Origin of the sequence: Rhizobium leguminosarum, from assembly GCF_001679785.1 — a bacterium.
Classification (GTDB): Bacteria; Pseudomonadota; Alphaproteobacteria; order Rhizobiales; family Rhizobiaceae; genus Rhizobium; species Rhizobium leguminosarum_R.
On record NZ_CP016286.1, the window covers coordinates 4,430,774 to 4,446,720 of the forward strand.

Below are 15,947 nucleotides of genomic sequence, written 5' to 3' on the forward strand. Positions count from 1 at the left end.
TGTTAAGTCGGCGCTAGAGCCTTTCCGGGTTAGATTGAAGCATTCTGTTGGCTCAAATGGAGTCGGATGGTCGGCCGGCCGGCGCGCGTCGTAGCCAAGCTCTACGGCCAAGCCGGCCGGTCGATCAGCCGGCCCGTTTCAGCCAACCCGAAGGGCCGGGCATCTTTCCGCCAGGATCAAAGGCGATCGGCTCGGACGTACCTTGGGGTATGCCCGTCGCCAATCGCCTTTGCCCTGACGAAAACCTGCTCCGGCAGAATGCTGCAATCTAACCCGGAAAGGCTCTAGCCTAATCCTCGCCCTCGAAGCGCGGAAGCGTTTCGATATTCTCCACCCCGGGCAAGGCTGAGCGGCACCATATCTGTTTCTTCGGCACCAGTTCCTGCCGCTGGTCGATGGTGCCGACGCGGATGCCGAAACCGCCGCCGTCGCCGTCCGTGCGGTAGAGCGGCGATCCGCAATTCGGGCAAAAGAATTGACGGCTGAGACCACCGCTGTCGCCATATTTTGCGTAGCCTCTCGGCTCGCCTGAAGTGAGCGTGAAACTTCCTGGCCGTGCCGGCGCGGTGATGCGATAGGCCGAGCCCGTCAACCGCTGGCAATCGGTGCAATGGCAGATCGAGACCCGCTCCGGGTCGATCTCCGCCTGATAGCGGATCGCGCCGCAGTGGCATCCTCCGGTAATATGCATCGGCAAGTCCCCAAAGCATGTCGCGCAAAACTGTACAGCGGTTTAGCGACAAAGCCATCGCGACGCTTCAGTCCGCCGGCTGACCGGCCAAATGTGTGGCGTAGAAGGCCTTTGCATCCGCCGTGAAGGCGGCCCGCTGTTCAGCTCTTGTATAGAACATATGGCCGCCGCGATAAAGCTTCAGTCCGACACGGCCGCCGGCGAGCGAGGGCGGCAGATGGTCGACCACGTAGCGGCTGACGCCGTAAGGCGTCACCACATCGCTGTAGCCATGCGCAATCAGCAGATGGAATGCCGGGTTTGAGGCGAGCAGCTGCCTGACGTCGTCGGTGGCGCTGGCCTGGAAGCGCGATCCGCCGCCGCGCCCGCCGCCCCATTCCCAGCGCCGGCTGATATCGCGGTCGAGCAGCGAATAGGTCATCTCGGTCCTGAAACCGAGTTCGTTGCGGGCGTAGTCGGCGAAAGCCCCGCCATAGGCGCGGGTGAAGCCGTCAAGGATGGCGTCGTCGCCGCGGTCGTAATCCGATTCCGGATAGGGATCAGGCGCTGCAAAGGAGGCGTCGTACGAGCTCATCACCTCGCCGCTGCCTCCATCTGAATGTTTGACGAAGGAACTGCCGAGGAAGCCGCGGTTGCGGGTGACGATATCCTCGGGAATGCCCGTCAGGCGAGCGATCCTGCCATAGAAGGCGGCGGCATCGGCACCCGTCGGCGGCGGCCCGGCGAGCGTCGTCAGATAGTCGCCGAGCGCGAAGGTCTCTGCCTCCTTCTGCTTCTCTGCGTCAAAGGTCTTGTGCCGGTCGAGTTCGGCCGCCGCCAGCGATGGCAGCTCCAGCGCTGCACCGAGCGCGAACTGATCGGCATTGAACATCAGTTGACCCTCGAGCAAGGGGGAAAGCATCACCGCGCCGGCGACGATAATGCCCTGGCTTTCCTGCAGCGCCGAGGCGACCTTGGCGGCGCGAAAGCCGCCATAACTTTCGCCGAGAAGATATTTCGGTGAGTTGGAACGGTTGTTGTGCGCGACATAGAGCGCGATCGCCTTGGCGATGCTCTCAGCATCGGCACTGACGTTGTAATAATTGGAGGCGTCGTCCGCCTTTGCCGTTCGGCTCCAGCCGGTGCCGATCGGATCGATCAGCACGAGGTCGGTGAAATCGAGCCAGCTTTGCGAGTTGTCGACGAGTTTCGCATTGGCGCCGTCGCGTCCGTCCGGCCCGAAGTCGAGCACCTTCGGCCCGACCAGCCCGAGATGCAGGAAGGCGGAAGCCGCACCCGGCCCGCCGTTGAAGGCAAAGGTCAGAGGCCGGTTCGCCCCGCCATTCCCTGCGACATAAGCGGTGTAGAAGATCGCGCCGGTCTGCGCCCCGTCCTGGCCGAAGAGATCCAGCGTGCCGGCAGTGGCGGTATAGGCAATCTTCCGGCCACCGATCGTCAACGCGTGCTCGGTGACGGAATCGGCCGGCAGCAGTTTCAATACGCCGTCGCGCGCGCCGCTCTGGACATTCGCCCTCGGTGGATCGCTTTCCTGCGCATGGGAAAGGGCAGGCGCCAGCGACGCCATAAATGCGGTGAGCAGAAACAGGGTTCGTATGCGCAAGATGTTTCCTCCGGCGGTCAGGCTGAGATAGCGTAGCATCCGCGGCCGACGACCGGCATCAAGAGATGGTGATGGACAGGTGAGCGAGCGGCTCAGCCGTTCTTTTCGACCGCATGGACATTGATCTCGACCGCCCGGCCGGCCTTCCAGCCATTGATTGCCGCGCCCAGTCCAAGTGCGACGAACAAGGCGGCGCACCAGGAAAAGCTGCCGGTCCAGCCGCGGATGAGGCCGACGATAAGGGGGCCGATGGCGGCGAGCAGGTAACCGACGCATTGCGCCATGCCGGAAAGATGGGCGGCGACATCGGGATCGCGCGAGCGCAGCACGATCGTCGTCATCGCCGCTGCGATCAGCCCGCCCTGGCCGATGCCCTGCAGCACCGCCCACAGCCAGACCGTCGAAAGCGGCGCGAAGAGCAGGCCGAGCAGGGCAATGACGGCAACGCCGCAGAGGCTCGCATTGATCAGCCTCTGGTCGCGGCCGCGCACGGCGATATGCGGCACGATCAGGCAGGATGCCGCCTGCACCATCACCGACAGGGAAACGATCGCCCCGGCGGTGACGCCGTCGAGCCCGCGTTCGCGTAGGATCGGAACCAGCCAGCCGAAGACGCAATAGGCAAGCGCCGATTGCAGCCCCATGAACAGCGTCACCTGCCAGGCGAGCCGGTCGCGCCAGAGGCCTTCGACGCGAAAGCCATTTCGTCTTGCCTGTCTGCCGCTGCGAAGGACCTCAGGCAGCCAGAGCAGGCTGACGGCGAGTGCCGGTAGCGCCCAGACGGCGAGCGCGCCCTCGAGAGAGCCGCCGAGTGCATGCTCGATCGGCAGCGTCAGCCCGGCGGCACTTGCCGCCCCGGCGCAGAGCGCCATCGTATAGAAGCCGGTCATCAGCGCCGCACGCCCGGCGAAGTCCCGCTTCACCAGCCCCGGCAGCAGCACGTTGCCGACGGCAATGCAGGCGCCTGCAAGGGCAGTGCCGATGAAGAGCAGCGGCACGGAAGAAAGCCCGCGCAATGCGGTGCCCAGCGCCAGAAGCAGGAGAACGCCGAGCAGCGTGCGTTCCGTGCCGAGGCGCTGGGCAAGACGAGGCGCAAGCGGCGAGAAGGCTCCAAGGCAGACGACCGGAAGCGTCGTCAGCAGGCTGGCGCCAGGGGCGCTCAGGCCGAATTCCCCACGGATTTCCGGCAGCAGCGCCGAGGCGCTGGAGAAAACCGGGCGCAGGTTGAAGGCGATCAGCACCAGGCTCGCGCCGAGCAGAAAACGACCCGCAGCTCCCCGGACCGGCGTTGCCTGCGGCGGCGGAAGGCTACCGGCCTCGGCGTCGATCAGCAGTTCGTCGGCGGGGTCGAGCGCGCTGGCGGCATCGTTGGCAGGCGTGTTCATGACAGGATCATCCGCTCGAGCGCGGCAAGAACCGGTGCCATGAAGCGGCGCACCGCCGCATCCGCCTTGTCGGGATCGCCGGTTTCGATGGCATCGACGATATCGGCATGCGCCTGCATGTCCGGCTCAGGAATGTCCTTGCCGAGCGTCGCCGCGATGGTGTCGGCGATCGAGGCCGAGAAGAAATCGTAGATCTCGATCATCGCCCGGTTCCCCGAAGCGGCGATGATGGCCTTGTGAAAGGCGAGGTCGCGTTCGATGAAGGCGGCCTGATTGCCGCCGTCGTAATTGCCGCGTTCGGCAAGCAGCCGGCGAAGCCCGGCAACCGTCTCCGGCGTCTTGCGGATCGCCGTCAGCCGGGCGGCCTCGACGTCGAGCGCCAAGCGCGCCTCGAACTGATCACGCAGGCTGGCACGCCGCGCCATCGTCAGTGGCCGGCCGGCATCCGTCGTCGAGCGGACATAGGTGCCCGAACCCTGCCTTGTTTCGAGATAGCCCTGGGAGACGAGAACCCGCACCGCCTCGCGCACCGTGCCGCGGCTGACGGAAAGCATGGCCGACAGCGAGGCTTCATTCGGCAATTTCTCGCCGACCGCCCAGCGTTTGCCGAGAATGTCGCCGCGGATTGCCTCGATCGCCTCATCGGCGAGATTGGTCTTGCTGAGCGCTCGCATCTCACTACTCATAAAGTCATCTGATGACTTTATGAGTAGTGAGATTTCGATCTTTCGTCAACGCCTGGCATCACGACAATAAAAAAGGGCCGCCTCAGCGACCCTTTCCATGAGTTTGGCCTCAAACTGGCCTGGACTGTCTATGCAGCCCCAGGAAGGCGGGATTAGAGCGAGGGCTGCCTCGCCTTCGTCACCTCTTCCATGCCCGTTACGAGGTCCGAAATCTCATTAGACATTGGATCACCTTCCTTTCGTTCTGTTGCTGATGGCTTAAAGTTAGGCTGATTCTTTCGAGATGCAAGCAAAAATGCACGCATGCCCTGCTTTGGGAAACACGGGTGTTCACGAGAGAACACAGTGTTTTGCCGAATTTGAAGAGGCTATACGTCAAGAAACCGTCATGTTTGGCTTGCAAACCGGCCGCGCGTTAAGCTGTTGTTAGCTGCGTCGTTCGACAATTTCAGCATTCCCGCCGATGCGGCGGCGGGTTCCGGAGCAAAGAGCCATGTGTCGCTGGGCAGCCTATCGCGGAGACCCTCTCTATCTGGAGGAACTGGTATCTTCGCCCGCCCATTCCCTGATCGAGCAGTCGCATTGCGCCACCCGCGCCAAGACGGCGACCAATGGCGATGGCTTCGGCATCGCCTGGTATGGTGACAGGCCCGAACCCGGCCGCTACCGCGATATCCTGCCGGCATGGTCGGATTGCAATCTGAAGAGCCTGGCACGGCAGATCCGTTCGCCGCTCTTCCTCGCCCATGTCCGCGCTGCCACAGGCGGCGGCACGCGCCGCGACAACTGCCATCCCTTCACCCATGGCACCTGGTCCTTCATGCATAATGGCCAGATCGCAGGCTTCGAGCGCCTGCGCCGGCCGATGGAGGCGATGCTCGACGACGAGCTGTTCAATGCCCGCGGCGGCACGACCGATTCCGAGCTGATGTTCCTGCTGGCGCTGCAGTTCGGCCTGCGCGAGGCGCCGGTCGCCGCGATGGCGGAAATGGTCGGCTTCGTCGAGGACCTGGCCGAAAGCGTCATCGGTTCGATCCTGCTGCGTTTTACCGCCGCCTTCTCCGACGGCAACACGCTCTATGCAATCCGTTATGCCACAGATCGCAAGGCGCCGACGCTCTACGCCTCTCCCGTCGGCGCCGGCTATTGCCTTGTGTCGGAACCGTTGAACGACGATGTCGATGCCTGGGCCGAAATTCCGGATGGCAGCGCCGTCACCGTCGGCAAAGACGGCATCGACGTCGCCGACTTCCGGCCGGAGAAGCGGAGTGCCGCCAAACCGCAACGGGTGGCTATTCCTGCCTAAACGCTCGGCGTCAGCCGAGCCGATAGCGATCAGCGGAGCTGCTTGGCGATCAGTGCCGCGAGCCTTTCGGCAACCTCTTCCTTCGTCAGGTCAGGCCATTGCTCGACGCCGTCGCGGCGAATGAGTTTGACCCTGTTGCGGCTGCCGCCCATGATGCCGGTCGCAGGAGAGACGTCATTGGCGACGATCATGTCGGCGCCCTTTCTCTCGAGTTTCGCCTTCGCATTGCTTTCGACGTCCTGCGTCTCGGCGGCAAAGCCGATCACCAGCTTCGGCCGCATCGTGTGATGGCCAACAGTTTTCAGGATGTCCGGATTCTCGGTCAACGCCAGCGTCGGAATGGATTCGCCCGGATGTTTCTTCAGCTTCTGGTCGGCCGCCGAGGCGACGCGCCAGTCCGCCACCGCCGCGACCATCACCGCGATGTCTGCCGGCAGCGCCGCAAGCACGGCGTCGCGCATTTCCTCGGCCCGCTCGACATGCACGACATTGACGCCGACGGGATCGGTGATCGTCACCGGCCCCGACACGAGGGTCACCTCCGCCCCGAGCTTTGCCAGGGCCGCGGCGATCGCATGCCCCTGCCGGCCGGAGGAGCGGTTGGCGATATAGCGCACAGGATCGATCGGTTCGTGCGTCGGTCCTGAGGTGACGATCGCCTTGCGTCCCTTGAGCGGCTTTTCTCCATCGTCGAGCATGGTTTCGGCCGCAGCGACGATCTCCAGCGGCTCCGCCATCCGGCCGAGCCCGGCCTCCCGGCTTTCCGCCATCTCGCCGGCCATCGGCCCGACGAAGCGGATGCCGTCGGCTCTGAGCATCGCGGCATTCCGACGCGTCGCCGGATGCGCCCACATGGCGGGGTTCATCGCCGGTGCGGCCAGCACCGGCCTGTTCGTCGCCAGAAGCACGGTCGAGGCGAGATCGTCGGCAAGCCCGTTCGCCATCTTCGCCATCAGATCGGCGGTTGCAGGGGCGATCAGCACAAGGTCGCAGTCGCGCGCCAGCCGGATATGGCCGACATCCTGTTCGTCCTGGCGCGAAAACAGATCGAGGAACACATGGTCCGCCGCCAGCGCACCGACGGCAAGCGGCGTGACGAATTCCTGCGCACCCTTGGTCATGACGGGGCGCACGCTCGCGCCGCGCTCGCGCAGCCGGCGGATCAGATCCAGGCTTTTATAGGCCGCGATGCCGCCCGAGATGATGAGGAGGATGCGTTTGCCGCTGAGAGCCATGGCCTTCTTCCCGTTGCCTTTTCTGACCGCCCTCGACCCTAAGCCTTTGGCGAAGAACATGCAATCGCGCGGATCTGCGCGACGTTCCCACGGGTCGGGGAAGGCCCCCAACCCGCAGCGAATAATCGTGCCGCGCCGTCTCAGGTGCGGGTGATCGAAGCGCCGCCATCGACCAGCGATGCCGTGCCGGTGACGAAGCTCGCATCGTCGGAGGCGAGATAGAGAACCAATCGGGCGAGTTCTTCGGGTGTCGCGACACGCTTCAGCGATCCGCCCTATTGGGATCCGGTGGGTTAATTCATGAGTTCAGCAAGCTGATCAGGTTCTCGGTGACCGGTGAGCGATGTGTTTTCAGCATTGCCAGCGCCAGGCGCGCCACGGCCGGCGGCCCTTCGATCGGCCGGTAGGCCACACCTTCGAGCTTGATCTGCGAAATCGAGGCCGGCACGATCGAGACGCCGAGATCGGCCGCCACCAGATTGACGACCGAGGAAATCTGCGGCGCCTCCTGCGCCACGGTCAGCTCGAATCCCGCCTTGCGGCAGGCGAGCACGACATCGTCGTAGAGGCTCAGGCCCACGAGCCGCGGAAAGAGGATGAAGGGTTCGTCCGCCAGCGCCGCAAGCGGTAGCTTGTTGCGCCGTGCCAGGGGATGGCTGGCGGGCAGGGCGATCACCATCGGCTCATCCGGCAACCGCCGCAGCCGGATACCGGCGGGATCGTCAAGGCTGGGGCGCATGAAGGTGGCGTCGAGCTCTCCGCGTTCGAGCTTCTGCATCAGCGCCAGCGTATTCATTTCCGTCAGCGACAGCTGCACCTCCGGCCAGCGTGCGCGAAAGCGGCGGATCGTCGTGCTGACGACGGGATTGAAGGCGGAGGAAGCGGTGAAACCGAGCGACAGCCGGCCCGTCTCGCCGCGATTGGCGCTTTGCGCCGCAAGCTTCGCCTTTTCCGCTGCCGCCAGCGACGCCTTTGCCTCGCCGAGGAAGGCCGCGCCCGCTGCCGTCAATTCGGCCCCATGCGGCACGCGGTGAAACAGCGCAGCACCCACTTCCCTTTCCAGGTCGCGGATCTGCTGGCTGAGCGGCGGCTGCCCTATGCCGAGCTTGCCGGCGGCACGGGTGAAATTGCCTTCCTCCGCCACTGCCAGGAAATATCTCAGGTGCCGCAACTCCATCGTCATCTTCAAAACCTATCGAAATCGCCAGTTTCATATATTGGACAAATGGAGTGGCGTTGACTAGATCGGAGGCTGGAAGGATGAGATATGCCGACGTCAGCGCATGCAATGAAGACCGCCGAGACAGCCGCAATTCCAGGGCAGAAGCAATACCTGACCCGCGGAAGCGGCGCCTATCGCCGCGCCAGCCTGGCGCTCTTTCTGTCTGGCTTCTCCACCTTCTCGCTGCTCTATTGCGTGCAGCCGCTGCTGCCGATCTTTTCGCAGCAATTCTCCGTCAGTCCGGCCGAAAGCTCGCTGTCGCTCTCGCTCTCCACCGGCTTCCTGGCGGTTGCCATCGTCTGCGCCGCTGCCGTCTCGGAAGGCCTTGGTCGCCGCAGCCTGATGTCGATATCGCTGGTCGGCGCGGCATTGCTGACCATCGCCACGGCCTTTGCCCCGAACTGGCACCTTCTGCTCGTCATCCGCGCTCTCCAAGGCCTCGTTCTCGGCGGCGTGCCGGCTGTCGCCATGGCCTACCTCGCCGAGGAAATCGATCCGCGCGGCCTCGGCGCCACCATGGGCCTCTATGTTGGCGGCACGGCTTTTGGCGGCATGTCCGGCCGCGTGCTGACCGGCATCTTCGCCGAATATCTCACCTGGCGTCCGGCGCTCTTCATCATCGGCGCCATCGGCCTTGCCGCCGCAATCGGCTTCATCGCCCTTTTGCCGCCATCACGCAATTTCGTCCGCCGGCCGGGCTTCGATCCGCGCTTTCATGCAAAAGCCTGGCTCGGCCATCTCCGCAATCCGGCGCTGCCCTTCATCTTCGCCATCGCCTTCCTGGCGATGGGCTCCTTCGTGACGATCTATAACTATGCCGGTTTCCGCCTCGTGGCGCCGCCCTACGGCCTCAACCAGACCGAACTCGGGTTGATCTTCACCGTCTATCTCTTCGGCATCGGCGCCTCTTCGATCGGCGGTCTGCTGGGAGACCGGATCGGGCACTTTTCCGTGCTTCTCTTCGGTCTGGCGCTCACCGCCGCCGGCAGCGCGCTGACGCTCGCAGCCTCGCTCCCGGCCATCATCCTCGGTATAACAGTGCTGACGACCGGCTTCTTCATGAGCCATTCCATCGCCAGCGGCCTTGTCGGCAAGCTTGCGCATGGCACCAAAGGGCACGCCTCGTCGCTCTATATGCTCGCCTATTATGTCGGCTCCAGCCTCATGGGTTCGGCGGGCGGCTGGTTCTTCGCGGTTGAAGGCTGGGTCGCCGTCGTTATCTTCACGCTTGCCATGCTGGCGCTGGCCTTTGTCTCCGCCTGTTTTGCCCAGTACCTCGCGAGGAGAAAAGCATGATCCGCATAGTCCATCTCGACCATCTCGTGCTGACCGTCACCGATATCGCCACCACCTGCGATTTCTATTCCCGCATCCTCGGCATGTCGGTCGAAACCTTCGCGGAAGGCCGAAAGGCGCTGAAATTCGGCCGGCAGAAGATCAACCTGCACCAGGCCGGTCGCGAATTCGATCCCAAGGCAAGGCAACCCACACCCGGCTCCGGCGACCTCTGTTTCATCGCCGAGACCCCACTTGCCGAAGTCATCGCTGATCTAAAGGCCGCGGGCGTTGCGATCGAAGAGGGCCCGGTCGAACGCACCGGCGCGACAGGAGGTTTGCGCTCGGTCTATTTCAGGGACCCCGACGGCAACCTTCTCGAAGTCTCCAATCCGATCACCTGAGGTGGCGAAGCCAAAGTGTGGCGCATCGAATTGGATCTAAGCCGCGCGCTTATCTTTTATTTGATGCCTGTCGCGGTCCCAAAACCGCTGCGCATTTTTGGATGTCTGGATCACTCCTGCCCAGCAGGCTGTTCTTCCACCGCTGTTGCAAAATCGGGATCGACCGGACCGGCCACGTCGGCAAGCCAGTCCCAATCATCGGAAATCGGCTCGAGAATGATCGTACGCCCCTGCCGTCGAATGGCGACGCTGTGGCCGTCGAAACAGAATTCCTTGGGCAGCAGGACGGCTTGAGAGCGCCCCGACCAGAAGATCTTTGCTGTTTCCATGTCATGGCTCCCGATGAGATGTGACAACGATATACAGCAATTTTTGATCAACCAAGCCGGATATAGGGCACGTCCTTCTTCGCCACCTCGTCCAGCGCCTCCTCGTAACCGGCATCGGCGTAACGCATGACGCCGAGCGCCGTATCGTTGGTCAGCGCATGGTCGAGCCGTTCGTCGGCGCCATCCGTGCCGTCCGCGATGACGGTGACGCCGCAGCTCGTCATGTAGCCGGCATAGCCGCCGCCGCCGGAATGGACGGCGACGAGATCAGCCATCGACGAGCAGAGCATCATCGCATCGATCAGCGGCCAGTCGGCGATCGCATCCGAGCCGTCCTTCATCCCCTCGGTCATGATATTCGGATGCGCCATGGCGCCGGCATCGAGATGGTCGCGCGAGAAGGCGACCGGGCCCTTGAGTTCGCCGCTTGCAACCAGCGCATTGACGCGGCGGGCGAGTGCCGTGCGTTCGCCATGGCCGAGCCAGGCGATGCGGGCCGGCAGCCCCTCAAATGGCACATGCTCGCGCGCCAGCCGGATCCAGTTGGTGATGATCTTGTTGTCGGGGAACATCTCGAGCAGCAGGTCGTCAATGCGAGCGATATCGCTCTCTTCGCCCGATAGCGCCATCCAGCGGAATGGGCCGATTGCCCGGGCAAACAGCGGCCTGAGATAGGCTTCGGTGAAAATCGGAATGTCGAAGGCATTGGCGACGCCGCCCTCTTTGGCCTGCGTTCGGATCAGGTTGCCGTTGTCGAAGACTTCCGAGCCACGCTTCTGGAATTCCAGCATCGCCGTCACATGCTCGACGATCGAGGCCCGGCTTGCCGCCATCAATTGCCCTTGGCCATCGTCACGCAGGCCCTTGACCTGCTCGAGGCTCATGCCCTTCGGCACGTAGCCATAGACGAGGTCATGCGCCGAGGTCTGGTCGGTGACGATATCAGGCACGATGCCGCGCCGGGCAATTTCCGGATAGACCTCCGCCGCATTGCCGACGAGGCCGACAGAAAGCGCCCGCTTGTCCTTCACCGCCGCATCGATCATCTGAAGGGCGGTGTCGAGATCGGGCGCGATTTCCTGGAGATAACCGATCTGCTGGCGCTTGCGGGCCCGCTCCGGATCAATGTCGACGCAGAGGATCGCAGCGCCTGCCATGCGGCCGGCAAGCGGCTGCGCTCCGCCCATGCCGCCGAGGCCGGCCGTCAGCACGAACCGGCCGAGAAGGTCGCCGCCGAAGCGCCGCTCGGCGATGCGCATGAATATCTCATACGTGCCCTGGATGACGCCCTGGCTGCCGATATATTGCCAGGCGCCGGCCGTCAGCCCGCCCCAGCAGATCAGTCCCTTGCGCTGCAGCTCGTAGAACACTTCGGCCTTTGCCCATTGCCCGACGATATTGCAGTTCGCCATGATGACCAGCGGCGCCTTGGCATGCGTTCGAACGAGACCGATCGGCTTGCCGGACTGGATGAGCAGCGTCTGGTCCTCTTCCATCTCGGTCAGCGCCTTGACGATGCCCCTGTGCGCCGCCCAGTTGCGGGCCGCCTTGCCGAGCGCGGCATAGACGATCAGGTTGTCAGGATCCTCGCCGACGGAGAGCACGTTTTCGAGCAGCCGGAGCAGCGCCTCCTGCCGCCAGCCTTTGGCGCGCAGTTCCGGTCCGCCGGGAATCGGAAATTTCGGATGACGTGGATTGGCCTTCGGCATCGTGGGTTCCTCGTTTTGCTCTGCCTCGTTCGTTATTTGCTGGGCAGCGATTCCACATAGGCAAGTGCCGCATCGATCAAGCGCCGTCTCAGGGAATCGTCGCCATAAACCTCGGCACCGCCTCGCACCCAGCCATGCATGACACGTTCGCCCGACAGCATCTGGATCACGCCCGGCAGCGCCAGCGCCCAGCCGTCATTGCCCTTGCCGAGGCGGATCAGCATGCCGTCATGGCGCGCGCAGCAGAGAAGATTGCCGTTCAGCATGAAGGCTCGGCCGCCGAACATGGGTTTTTCGGCAAGGCCCGGCCGATCGCCGAGTTCCTCGCGCATCAGTTCTTCGAGGCCGGGATCTCGCGCCATGGCTCAGGCTTTCGTCGCCAGTGCATAGCGTGCGATCTCGATCCCCATCGCCTTTTCGACGACGGGATAGACGGTCGGATCGAGCACGCTTGCCGACAGCGGAATGATCTCCATCGGCACATGCAGGATGAAGACATGCATACCCTCCTTGAGCTGGCCGACGCTGAGCGGCTCGCCCTCCGGTGAAAGCGTGGTGATCACGGCGGGGAAGGTCGCAAGCCTTTTGCCATCCGCACCGTCCACCGCCATATATTCGTTCATCACATGCAGCGTCACCGATTTTTCGCCCGCGCCGACGGTGATCGTGCCGATGTCGAAGGCTTCCTTGGTGTAGACGACGTCCTTGCGGGTGATGACGCCTTCGGCAAGGATATGCCCGCCCGTTGTCTTGCAGATAGCGTCGATGACGGCAGATCCGCCGCGCTTCTCCGCCGCGATGATCGCCTCGCCGAGCGCAAGCGCCATCGAGATGCCGCCGAGCGCCGCATGGGTGCGGACATAGGAGGCCCGGAGCGGATTGCGGCAGCTGGCGATGAAGCCGCCGGATTGGTCGGCGGCGGCGCGCAGCACCGGCGAGATCTTCGCCGTCGCCCCCTTCACCACCAGCTCGATGTAACGGTTCTCGGCGCGATTGCCGCCGACGGCGGTCTGGATCATCTGCTCGGGCGAACCGGCCATGCCGATCGAGCCCATGTCGCCCGTCGGGTGCGCGCGAATATCGCCGACCGCGTCGACCACCTTGGTGCCGAGGATTGCTGACGGCAGCCAGCCGTTCAGCGTCGAGGATTTGCCGTTCTGGCCGATGATCAGCCCGGAAAGTTTTTCGCCGAGCGCCTCCTGCAGCAATTGCACCGCCTTCACATAGTCGATGCCTTGCATTTCCCAGGGGGTCGTGGAGGCCGGTGCGCCGATCGCGGCTGCGGTGGCGATCCACTCTCCGTCCCGCAATTCGTCGATCGAGACCAGCTCGGGCTTGCCGACATTGACGGCGGCAAGCCCAAGCATCCGCCCGTGATCGGCCCAGCCGCCGCCGCCGGCGGCATAGACGGAGCCGCCCTTGACCGCAGCTTCCACGTCCTTCTCAACGAGTATGCGTCCCATTCGCCTTCTCCTGATTCAAGCTTTTGTCCATCTCGCGCACCGCCTCGAAAAGCACGGCCGCTCCGAGCGCGATATCGTCGTTTTCAGCCCATTCGTCAGCCGAATGGCTGCGGCCGTCCCGGCAGGGCACAAAGATCATCGCCGCCGGCGCCACCTTGGCGATCCAGGCCGTATCGTGTCCCGCGCCGGAGGCCATGCGCCGATGCTTCGCGCCGACACGTTCGCAGGCAGCCTCCAAGATCGAAAGCAGCCCAGGATCGCCAGGCGTCGGCTGATTGTCGGAAACCCGGTTCGGCATTTTGATCGTCACGCCATAGGCCCCCGCCAGCTTTTCGACATGGCCGTCGAGCCAGCGGCAGAACGCCTCCATGTCGGCGCGGATTTCGGCACGGCCATCGATCAGCAGCACCACCTTTGACGGCACGACATTGGCCGCATTCGGCTCGATCCTGAATTCCCCGACCGTCGCCGCGAAATGCCCTGGCGTTTTGGCAAGTTCGGCCGCGGCATTGCGGATATCGAGCACCAGCTGTGACGCCGCCACCAGCGCATCTGCCCGCCGGTCCATCGGCGTCGTGCCGGCATGGTCGGCCCGCCCATCGACGGTGATCTCGATCCGGGTGATGCCCGAGATCGCGGTGACGATGCCGATATCCTCTTTTTCAGCTTCGAGCACCGGGCCTTGTTCGATATGAAGCTCCAGAAAGCCCGCTATATCGGGCCTGTTCTGCTGCATCAGCACATCGGGTCTGCCGCCGACCTGGGCGATGCCTTCGGCCAGGTCGCGCCCGTCGCTGACGCGCGAAAGCCAGGCCTCCGGCAGTTGGCCGGTCATGCCGCGGCTGCCAATGCAGGACACGCCGAAGATGCTGACCTCCTCGGCGAGGAAATCGACGATTTCGAGATCGTGATCGAGCTCGATATTCTGGTCAACAAGCGCCCGCGCCACCTCCAGCGCCGAGATGACGCCGGCAATACCGTCGAAGCGGCCGCCATCCGGCACCGTGTCGGAATGCGAGCCGACCATGATCGTGCCGAGCCACGGTTTCCGGCCTGTCCGCCGGCCGATCAGATTGCCGGCGGCATCGATCCGCGTTTCCAGCCCCGCCGCCTTCATCCGCGCTTCGATATAGGCTCGGCCGTCGAGAAAGAGCGGCGAGAAAGCCCGCCGCGTCCAGGGATGCCCCGGCTCGGTGATCCCGGCCAGCGTATCGATATCGTCAGCGATCCGGCTGGCATTGACGGGAAGATTGCGGCTCATGCTTCAGCCCCCGCAATGACTTGGCGCGGCAGCGGCCGCACGAAGTGGCCGGTGCCGGGTTTGGCCAGCACCTTGGCGCCCTCGGCGATCTTTTCGCCCCTGAGGTAGGTGGCGGAAACGGTCCAGGGCAGGCGGATGCCGTTATAGGGGCTCCAGCCGACGACGTTGTTGCCGCTCGCGGCGGCGTCATAGACACTGTCGCGCGGCTCGAGCACGACGATATCGGCATCCTTGCCCGGGGTCAGCGCGCCCTTGATATGGTCGAGCCGGAAATGCTTCGCCGGGTTCTCCGCCATCAGCCTGGCTGCCCATGTCAGCGGAATGCCGCGTTCGACGGCACCTTTGACGAAAAGCGGCACCATCACCTCGAGACCGGGAACGCCGGAGGCATTGGCGAGCATGTCGGGATTGGTCTTGCGGTTTTCCGACCAGCTGACGTGATCGGTCGAGACCAGCCAGACATCGCCGTCGGCCACCTTCCGCCAGAGCGTCTCCACCTCGGCGCGCGACCGCACGGGTGGATTGATCTTCGCCTTGCCGCCGAGGCGCTTCACGTCGTTTTCCTCGTCGAGCGTCAGGTAGTGGATGCAGCATTCCACAGTCGCCGCAAAGCCGTCGCGGCGATAGGCGCGCGCGATATCGTAGCCGCGCCCGAGCGAGCAGTGCACCACATGCGCCGGGCAACCGGTATGAGCGCCGGTCTCGAAGATCGTGTGCATCGCCAGCAGTTCGGTGATCGGCGGCCGCGACAGGCCGTGCGCCCGCCAGTCGGCGATGCCGCTCGCCTTCACCTGCTCCATGTAAGTGCGCACCGCCTCGTCGTCTTCATTGTGCACGCCCGCCGTCAGTCCCGTCGGCGCGATCGCCGCAAAGCAGGCGTCGAGCAGGGCCGGCGGAATGCGCGGAAAACGCTTGGGGTCGGTGCCGAAGGTCGAGAATTTGAAGGCCGCGACGCCTGCCTCCACCATTTCGCGGATCCGCGCCGGGCCTTCTTCGGGATCGACGGTGCCGTAAAGCGCGAAATCGACCCGCGCCTGCGGACCGGCATGGTCGATCTTCCGCCTCACCGCCGCTGCCGAGCAGACGAGATTGCCTTCGTCATAGGGCATGTCGACAATGACAGTCACGCCGCCGGCCGCTGCCGATCGTGTCGACCAGAGGAAATCCTCCTGGTCTTTTTGGGAAAGCGAATGTACCTGCGCGTCGATCGCACCGGGCAGGATCAGCGCTTTTCCGAGCAGATGCCGTTCGCGGCCCGCAGGCGGTACGCCGACGCCGACTTCGGCGATTTTTCCGTCGCGCACGGCGACATAGCCCTCGTCGAGAATGCGGTCCGGCAGCACCACCGTGCCCTGCAAAACGAGATCGAAGTCCATGCCGC

At 64.1% G+C, this 15,947-nt stretch carries 15 protein-coding genes and 1 pseudogene; 3 read left to right on the forward strand and 13 right to left on the reverse strand.

What is annotated here, in order from left to right; genetic code table 11:
- Nucleotides 1-289 precede the first annotated feature (289 nt).
- The 4 genes from BA011_RS21540 to BA011_RS21555 form a co-directional block, all read right to left on the reverse strand.
- Nucleotides 290-691, reverse strand: coding sequence for a GFA family protein (locus BA011_RS21540; protein WP_065281935.1), 402 nt, complete (start codon nucleotides 689-691; stop codon nucleotides 290-292).
- Nucleotides 692-758: 67 nt separating this feature from the next.
- Nucleotides 759-2,291, reverse strand: a complete 1,533-nt coding sequence (locus tag BA011_RS21545) for a S10 family peptidase (RefSeq protein ID WP_065282622.1) — start codon at nucleotides 2,289-2,291, stop codon at nucleotides 759-761.
- A 92-nt stretch (nucleotides 2,292-2,383) separates the two neighbouring features.
- Nucleotides 2,384-3,676 carry a CynX/NimT family MFS transporter gene (locus BA011_RS21550; protein ID WP_065281936.1) on the reverse strand — a complete coding sequence of 431 codons (1,293 nt, stop codon included), beginning with the start codon at nucleotides 3,674-3,676 and terminating at the stop codon, nucleotides 2,384-2,386.
- The gene (locus BA011_RS21555; RefSeq protein ID WP_065281937.1) at nucleotides 3,673-4,350 is read right to left on the reverse strand and encodes a FadR/GntR family transcriptional regulator; all 678 of its coding nucleotides are present in this window, start codon (nucleotides 4,348-4,350) and stop codon (nucleotides 3,673-3,675) included. Before BA011_RS21555 ends, BA011_RS21550 begins: the two co-directional genes overlap by 4 nt.
- Before the next feature lie 505 nt (nucleotides 4,351-4,855).
- Here BA011_RS21555 and BA011_RS21560 point away from each other — a divergent pair.
- Nucleotides 4,856-5,668 carry a class II glutamine amidotransferase gene (locus tag BA011_RS21560; RefSeq protein ID WP_065281938.1) on the forward strand — a complete coding sequence of 271 codons (813 nt, stop codon included), beginning with the start codon at nucleotides 4,856-4,858 and terminating at the stop codon, nucleotides 5,666-5,668.
- 29 nt (nucleotides 5,669-5,697) lie between these two features.
- Here BA011_RS21560 and coaBC read toward each other — a convergent pair whose 3' ends face one another.
- From coaBC to BA011_RS21570, 3 genes and pseudogenes are all read right to left on the reverse strand, one after another.
- A complete protein-coding gene (gene coaBC / locus BA011_RS21565) occupies nucleotides 5,698-6,903 on the reverse strand; it encodes a bifunctional phosphopantothenoylcysteine decarboxylase/phosphopantothenate--cysteine ligase CoaBC (RefSeq protein WP_065281939.1) in 1,206 nt (401 codons plus the stop codon).
- 140 nt (nucleotides 6,904-7,043) lie between these two features.
- Nucleotides 7,044-7,172, reverse strand: a pseudogene (locus BA011_RS41915) (SDR family oxidoreductase); the annotation flags it as partial.
- A 29-nt stretch (nucleotides 7,173-7,201) separates the two neighbouring features.
- Nucleotides 7,202-8,080: a LysR family transcriptional regulator gene (locus BA011_RS21570; protein WP_065281940.1), complete on the reverse strand. Its 879-nt coding sequence runs from the start codon at nucleotides 8,078-8,080 to the stop codon at nucleotides 7,202-7,204.
- Between the two features lie 90 nt (nucleotides 8,081-8,170).
- Between BA011_RS21570 and BA011_RS21575 the strand changes: the two genes are divergently transcribed.
- Both BA011_RS21575 and BA011_RS21580 read left to right on the forward strand, forming a co-directional pair.
- Complete coding sequence (locus tag BA011_RS21575; protein ID WP_065281941.1) at nucleotides 8,171-9,421, forward strand: MFS transporter; 1,251 nt, start codon at nucleotides 8,171-8,173, stop codon at nucleotides 9,419-9,421.
- Nucleotides 9,418-9,804: a VOC family protein gene (locus BA011_RS21580; RefSeq protein ID WP_065281942.1), complete on the forward strand. Its 387-nt coding sequence runs from the start codon at nucleotides 9,418-9,420 to the stop codon at nucleotides 9,802-9,804. Before BA011_RS21575 ends, BA011_RS21580 begins: the two co-directional genes overlap by 4 nt.
- Nucleotides 9,805-9,914: 110 nt before the next feature.
- On the opposite strand, the gene BA011_RS21585 is transcribed toward BA011_RS21580, so the two are convergent.
- The 6 genes from BA011_RS21585 to BA011_RS21610 are packed head-to-tail and all read right to left on the reverse strand — an operon-like array spanning nucleotide 9,915 to nucleotide 15,942.
- Nucleotides 9,915-10,133 carry an antitoxin gene (locus BA011_RS21585; RefSeq protein WP_065281943.1) on the reverse strand — a complete coding sequence of 73 codons (219 nt, stop codon included), beginning with the start codon at nucleotides 10,131-10,133 and terminating at the stop codon, nucleotides 9,915-9,917.
- Between the two features lie 47 nt (nucleotides 10,134-10,180).
- Complete coding sequence (locus BA011_RS21590; protein WP_065281944.1) at nucleotides 10,181-11,842, reverse strand: urocanate hydratase; 1,662 nt, start codon at nucleotides 11,840-11,842, stop codon at nucleotides 10,181-10,183.
- Between the two features lie 32 nt (nucleotides 11,843-11,874).
- Nucleotides 11,875-12,204: a TfoX/Sxy family protein gene (locus BA011_RS21595; RefSeq protein WP_065281945.1), complete on the reverse strand. Its 330-nt coding sequence runs from the start codon at nucleotides 12,202-12,204 to the stop codon at nucleotides 11,875-11,877.
- Nucleotides 12,205-12,207: 3 nt separating this feature from the next.
- Nucleotides 12,208-13,305: a DUF917 domain-containing protein gene (locus BA011_RS21600; RefSeq protein WP_065281946.1), complete on the reverse strand. Its 1,098-nt coding sequence runs from the start codon at nucleotides 13,303-13,305 to the stop codon at nucleotides 12,208-12,210.
- Nucleotides 13,286-14,566: a Zn-dependent hydrolase gene (locus BA011_RS21605; RefSeq protein WP_065281947.1), complete on the reverse strand. Its 1,281-nt coding sequence runs from the start codon at nucleotides 14,564-14,566 to the stop codon at nucleotides 13,286-13,288. Before BA011_RS21605 ends, BA011_RS21600 begins: the two co-directional genes overlap by 20 nt.
- Nucleotides 14,563-15,942 (reverse strand): dihydroorotase, encoded by a 1,380-nt coding sequence (locus BA011_RS21610; RefSeq protein WP_065281948.1) that lies wholly within the window; start codon nucleotides 15,940-15,942, stop codon nucleotides 14,563-14,565. The genes BA011_RS21605 and BA011_RS21610 overlap by 4 nt, the downstream gene beginning before the upstream one ends.
- Between the last annotated feature and the right edge of the window lie 5 nt (nucleotides 15,943-15,947).

Bases quoted from the DNA above. Each gene is read 5' to 3' on its own strand.
- BA011_RS21540 (WP_065281935.1), bottom strand. From the start codon at position 691: ATGCATATTACCGGAGGATGCCACTGCGGCGCGATCCGCTATCAGGCG.
- BA011_RS21550 (WP_065281936.1), bottom strand. From the start codon at position 3,676: ATGAACACGCCTGCCAACGATGCCGCCAGCGCGCTCGACCCCGCCGAC.
- BA011_RS21555 (WP_065281937.1), bottom strand. From the start codon at position 4,350: ATGCGAGCGCTCAGCAAGACCAATCTCGCCGATGAGGCGATCGAGGCA.
- BA011_RS21560 (WP_065281938.1), top strand. From the start codon at position 4,856: ATGTGTCGCTGGGCAGCCTATCGCGGAGACCCTCTCTATCTGGAGGAA.
- coaBC (WP_065281939.1), bottom strand. From the start codon at position 6,903: ATGGCTCTCAGCGGCAAACGCATCCTCCTCATCATCTCGGGCGGCATC.
- BA011_RS21570 (WP_065281940.1), bottom strand. From the start codon at position 8,080: ATGGAGTTGCGGCACCTGAGATATTTCCTGGCAGTGGCGGAGGAAGGC.
- BA011_RS21575 (WP_065281941.1), top strand. From the start codon at position 8,171: ATGCCGACGTCAGCGCATGCAATGAAGACCGCCGAGACAGCCGCAATT.
- BA011_RS21580 (WP_065281942.1), top strand. From the start codon at position 9,418: ATGATCCGCATAGTCCATCTCGACCATCTCGTGCTGACCGTCACCGAT.
- BA011_RS21585 (WP_065281943.1), bottom strand. From the start codon at position 10,133: ATGGAAACAGCAAAGATCTTCTGGTCGGGGCGCTCTCAAGCCGTCCTG.
- BA011_RS21590 (WP_065281944.1), bottom strand. From the start codon at position 11,842: ATGCCGAAGGCCAATCCACGTCATCCGAAATTTCCGATTCCCGGCGGA.
- BA011_RS21595 (WP_065281945.1), bottom strand. From the start codon at position 12,204: ATGGCGCGAGATCCCGGCCTCGAAGAACTGATGCGCGAGGAACTCGGC.
- BA011_RS21600 (WP_065281946.1), bottom strand. From the start codon at position 13,305: ATGGGACGCATACTCGTTGAGAAGGACGTGGAAGCTGCGGTCAAGGGC.
- BA011_RS21605 (WP_065281947.1), bottom strand. From the start codon at position 14,566: ATGAGCCGCAATCTTCCCGTCAATGCCAGCCGGATCGCTGACGATATC.
- BA011_RS21610 (WP_065281948.1), bottom strand. From the start codon at position 15,942: ATGGACTTCGATCTCGTTTTGCAGGGCACGGTGGTGCTGCCGGACCGC.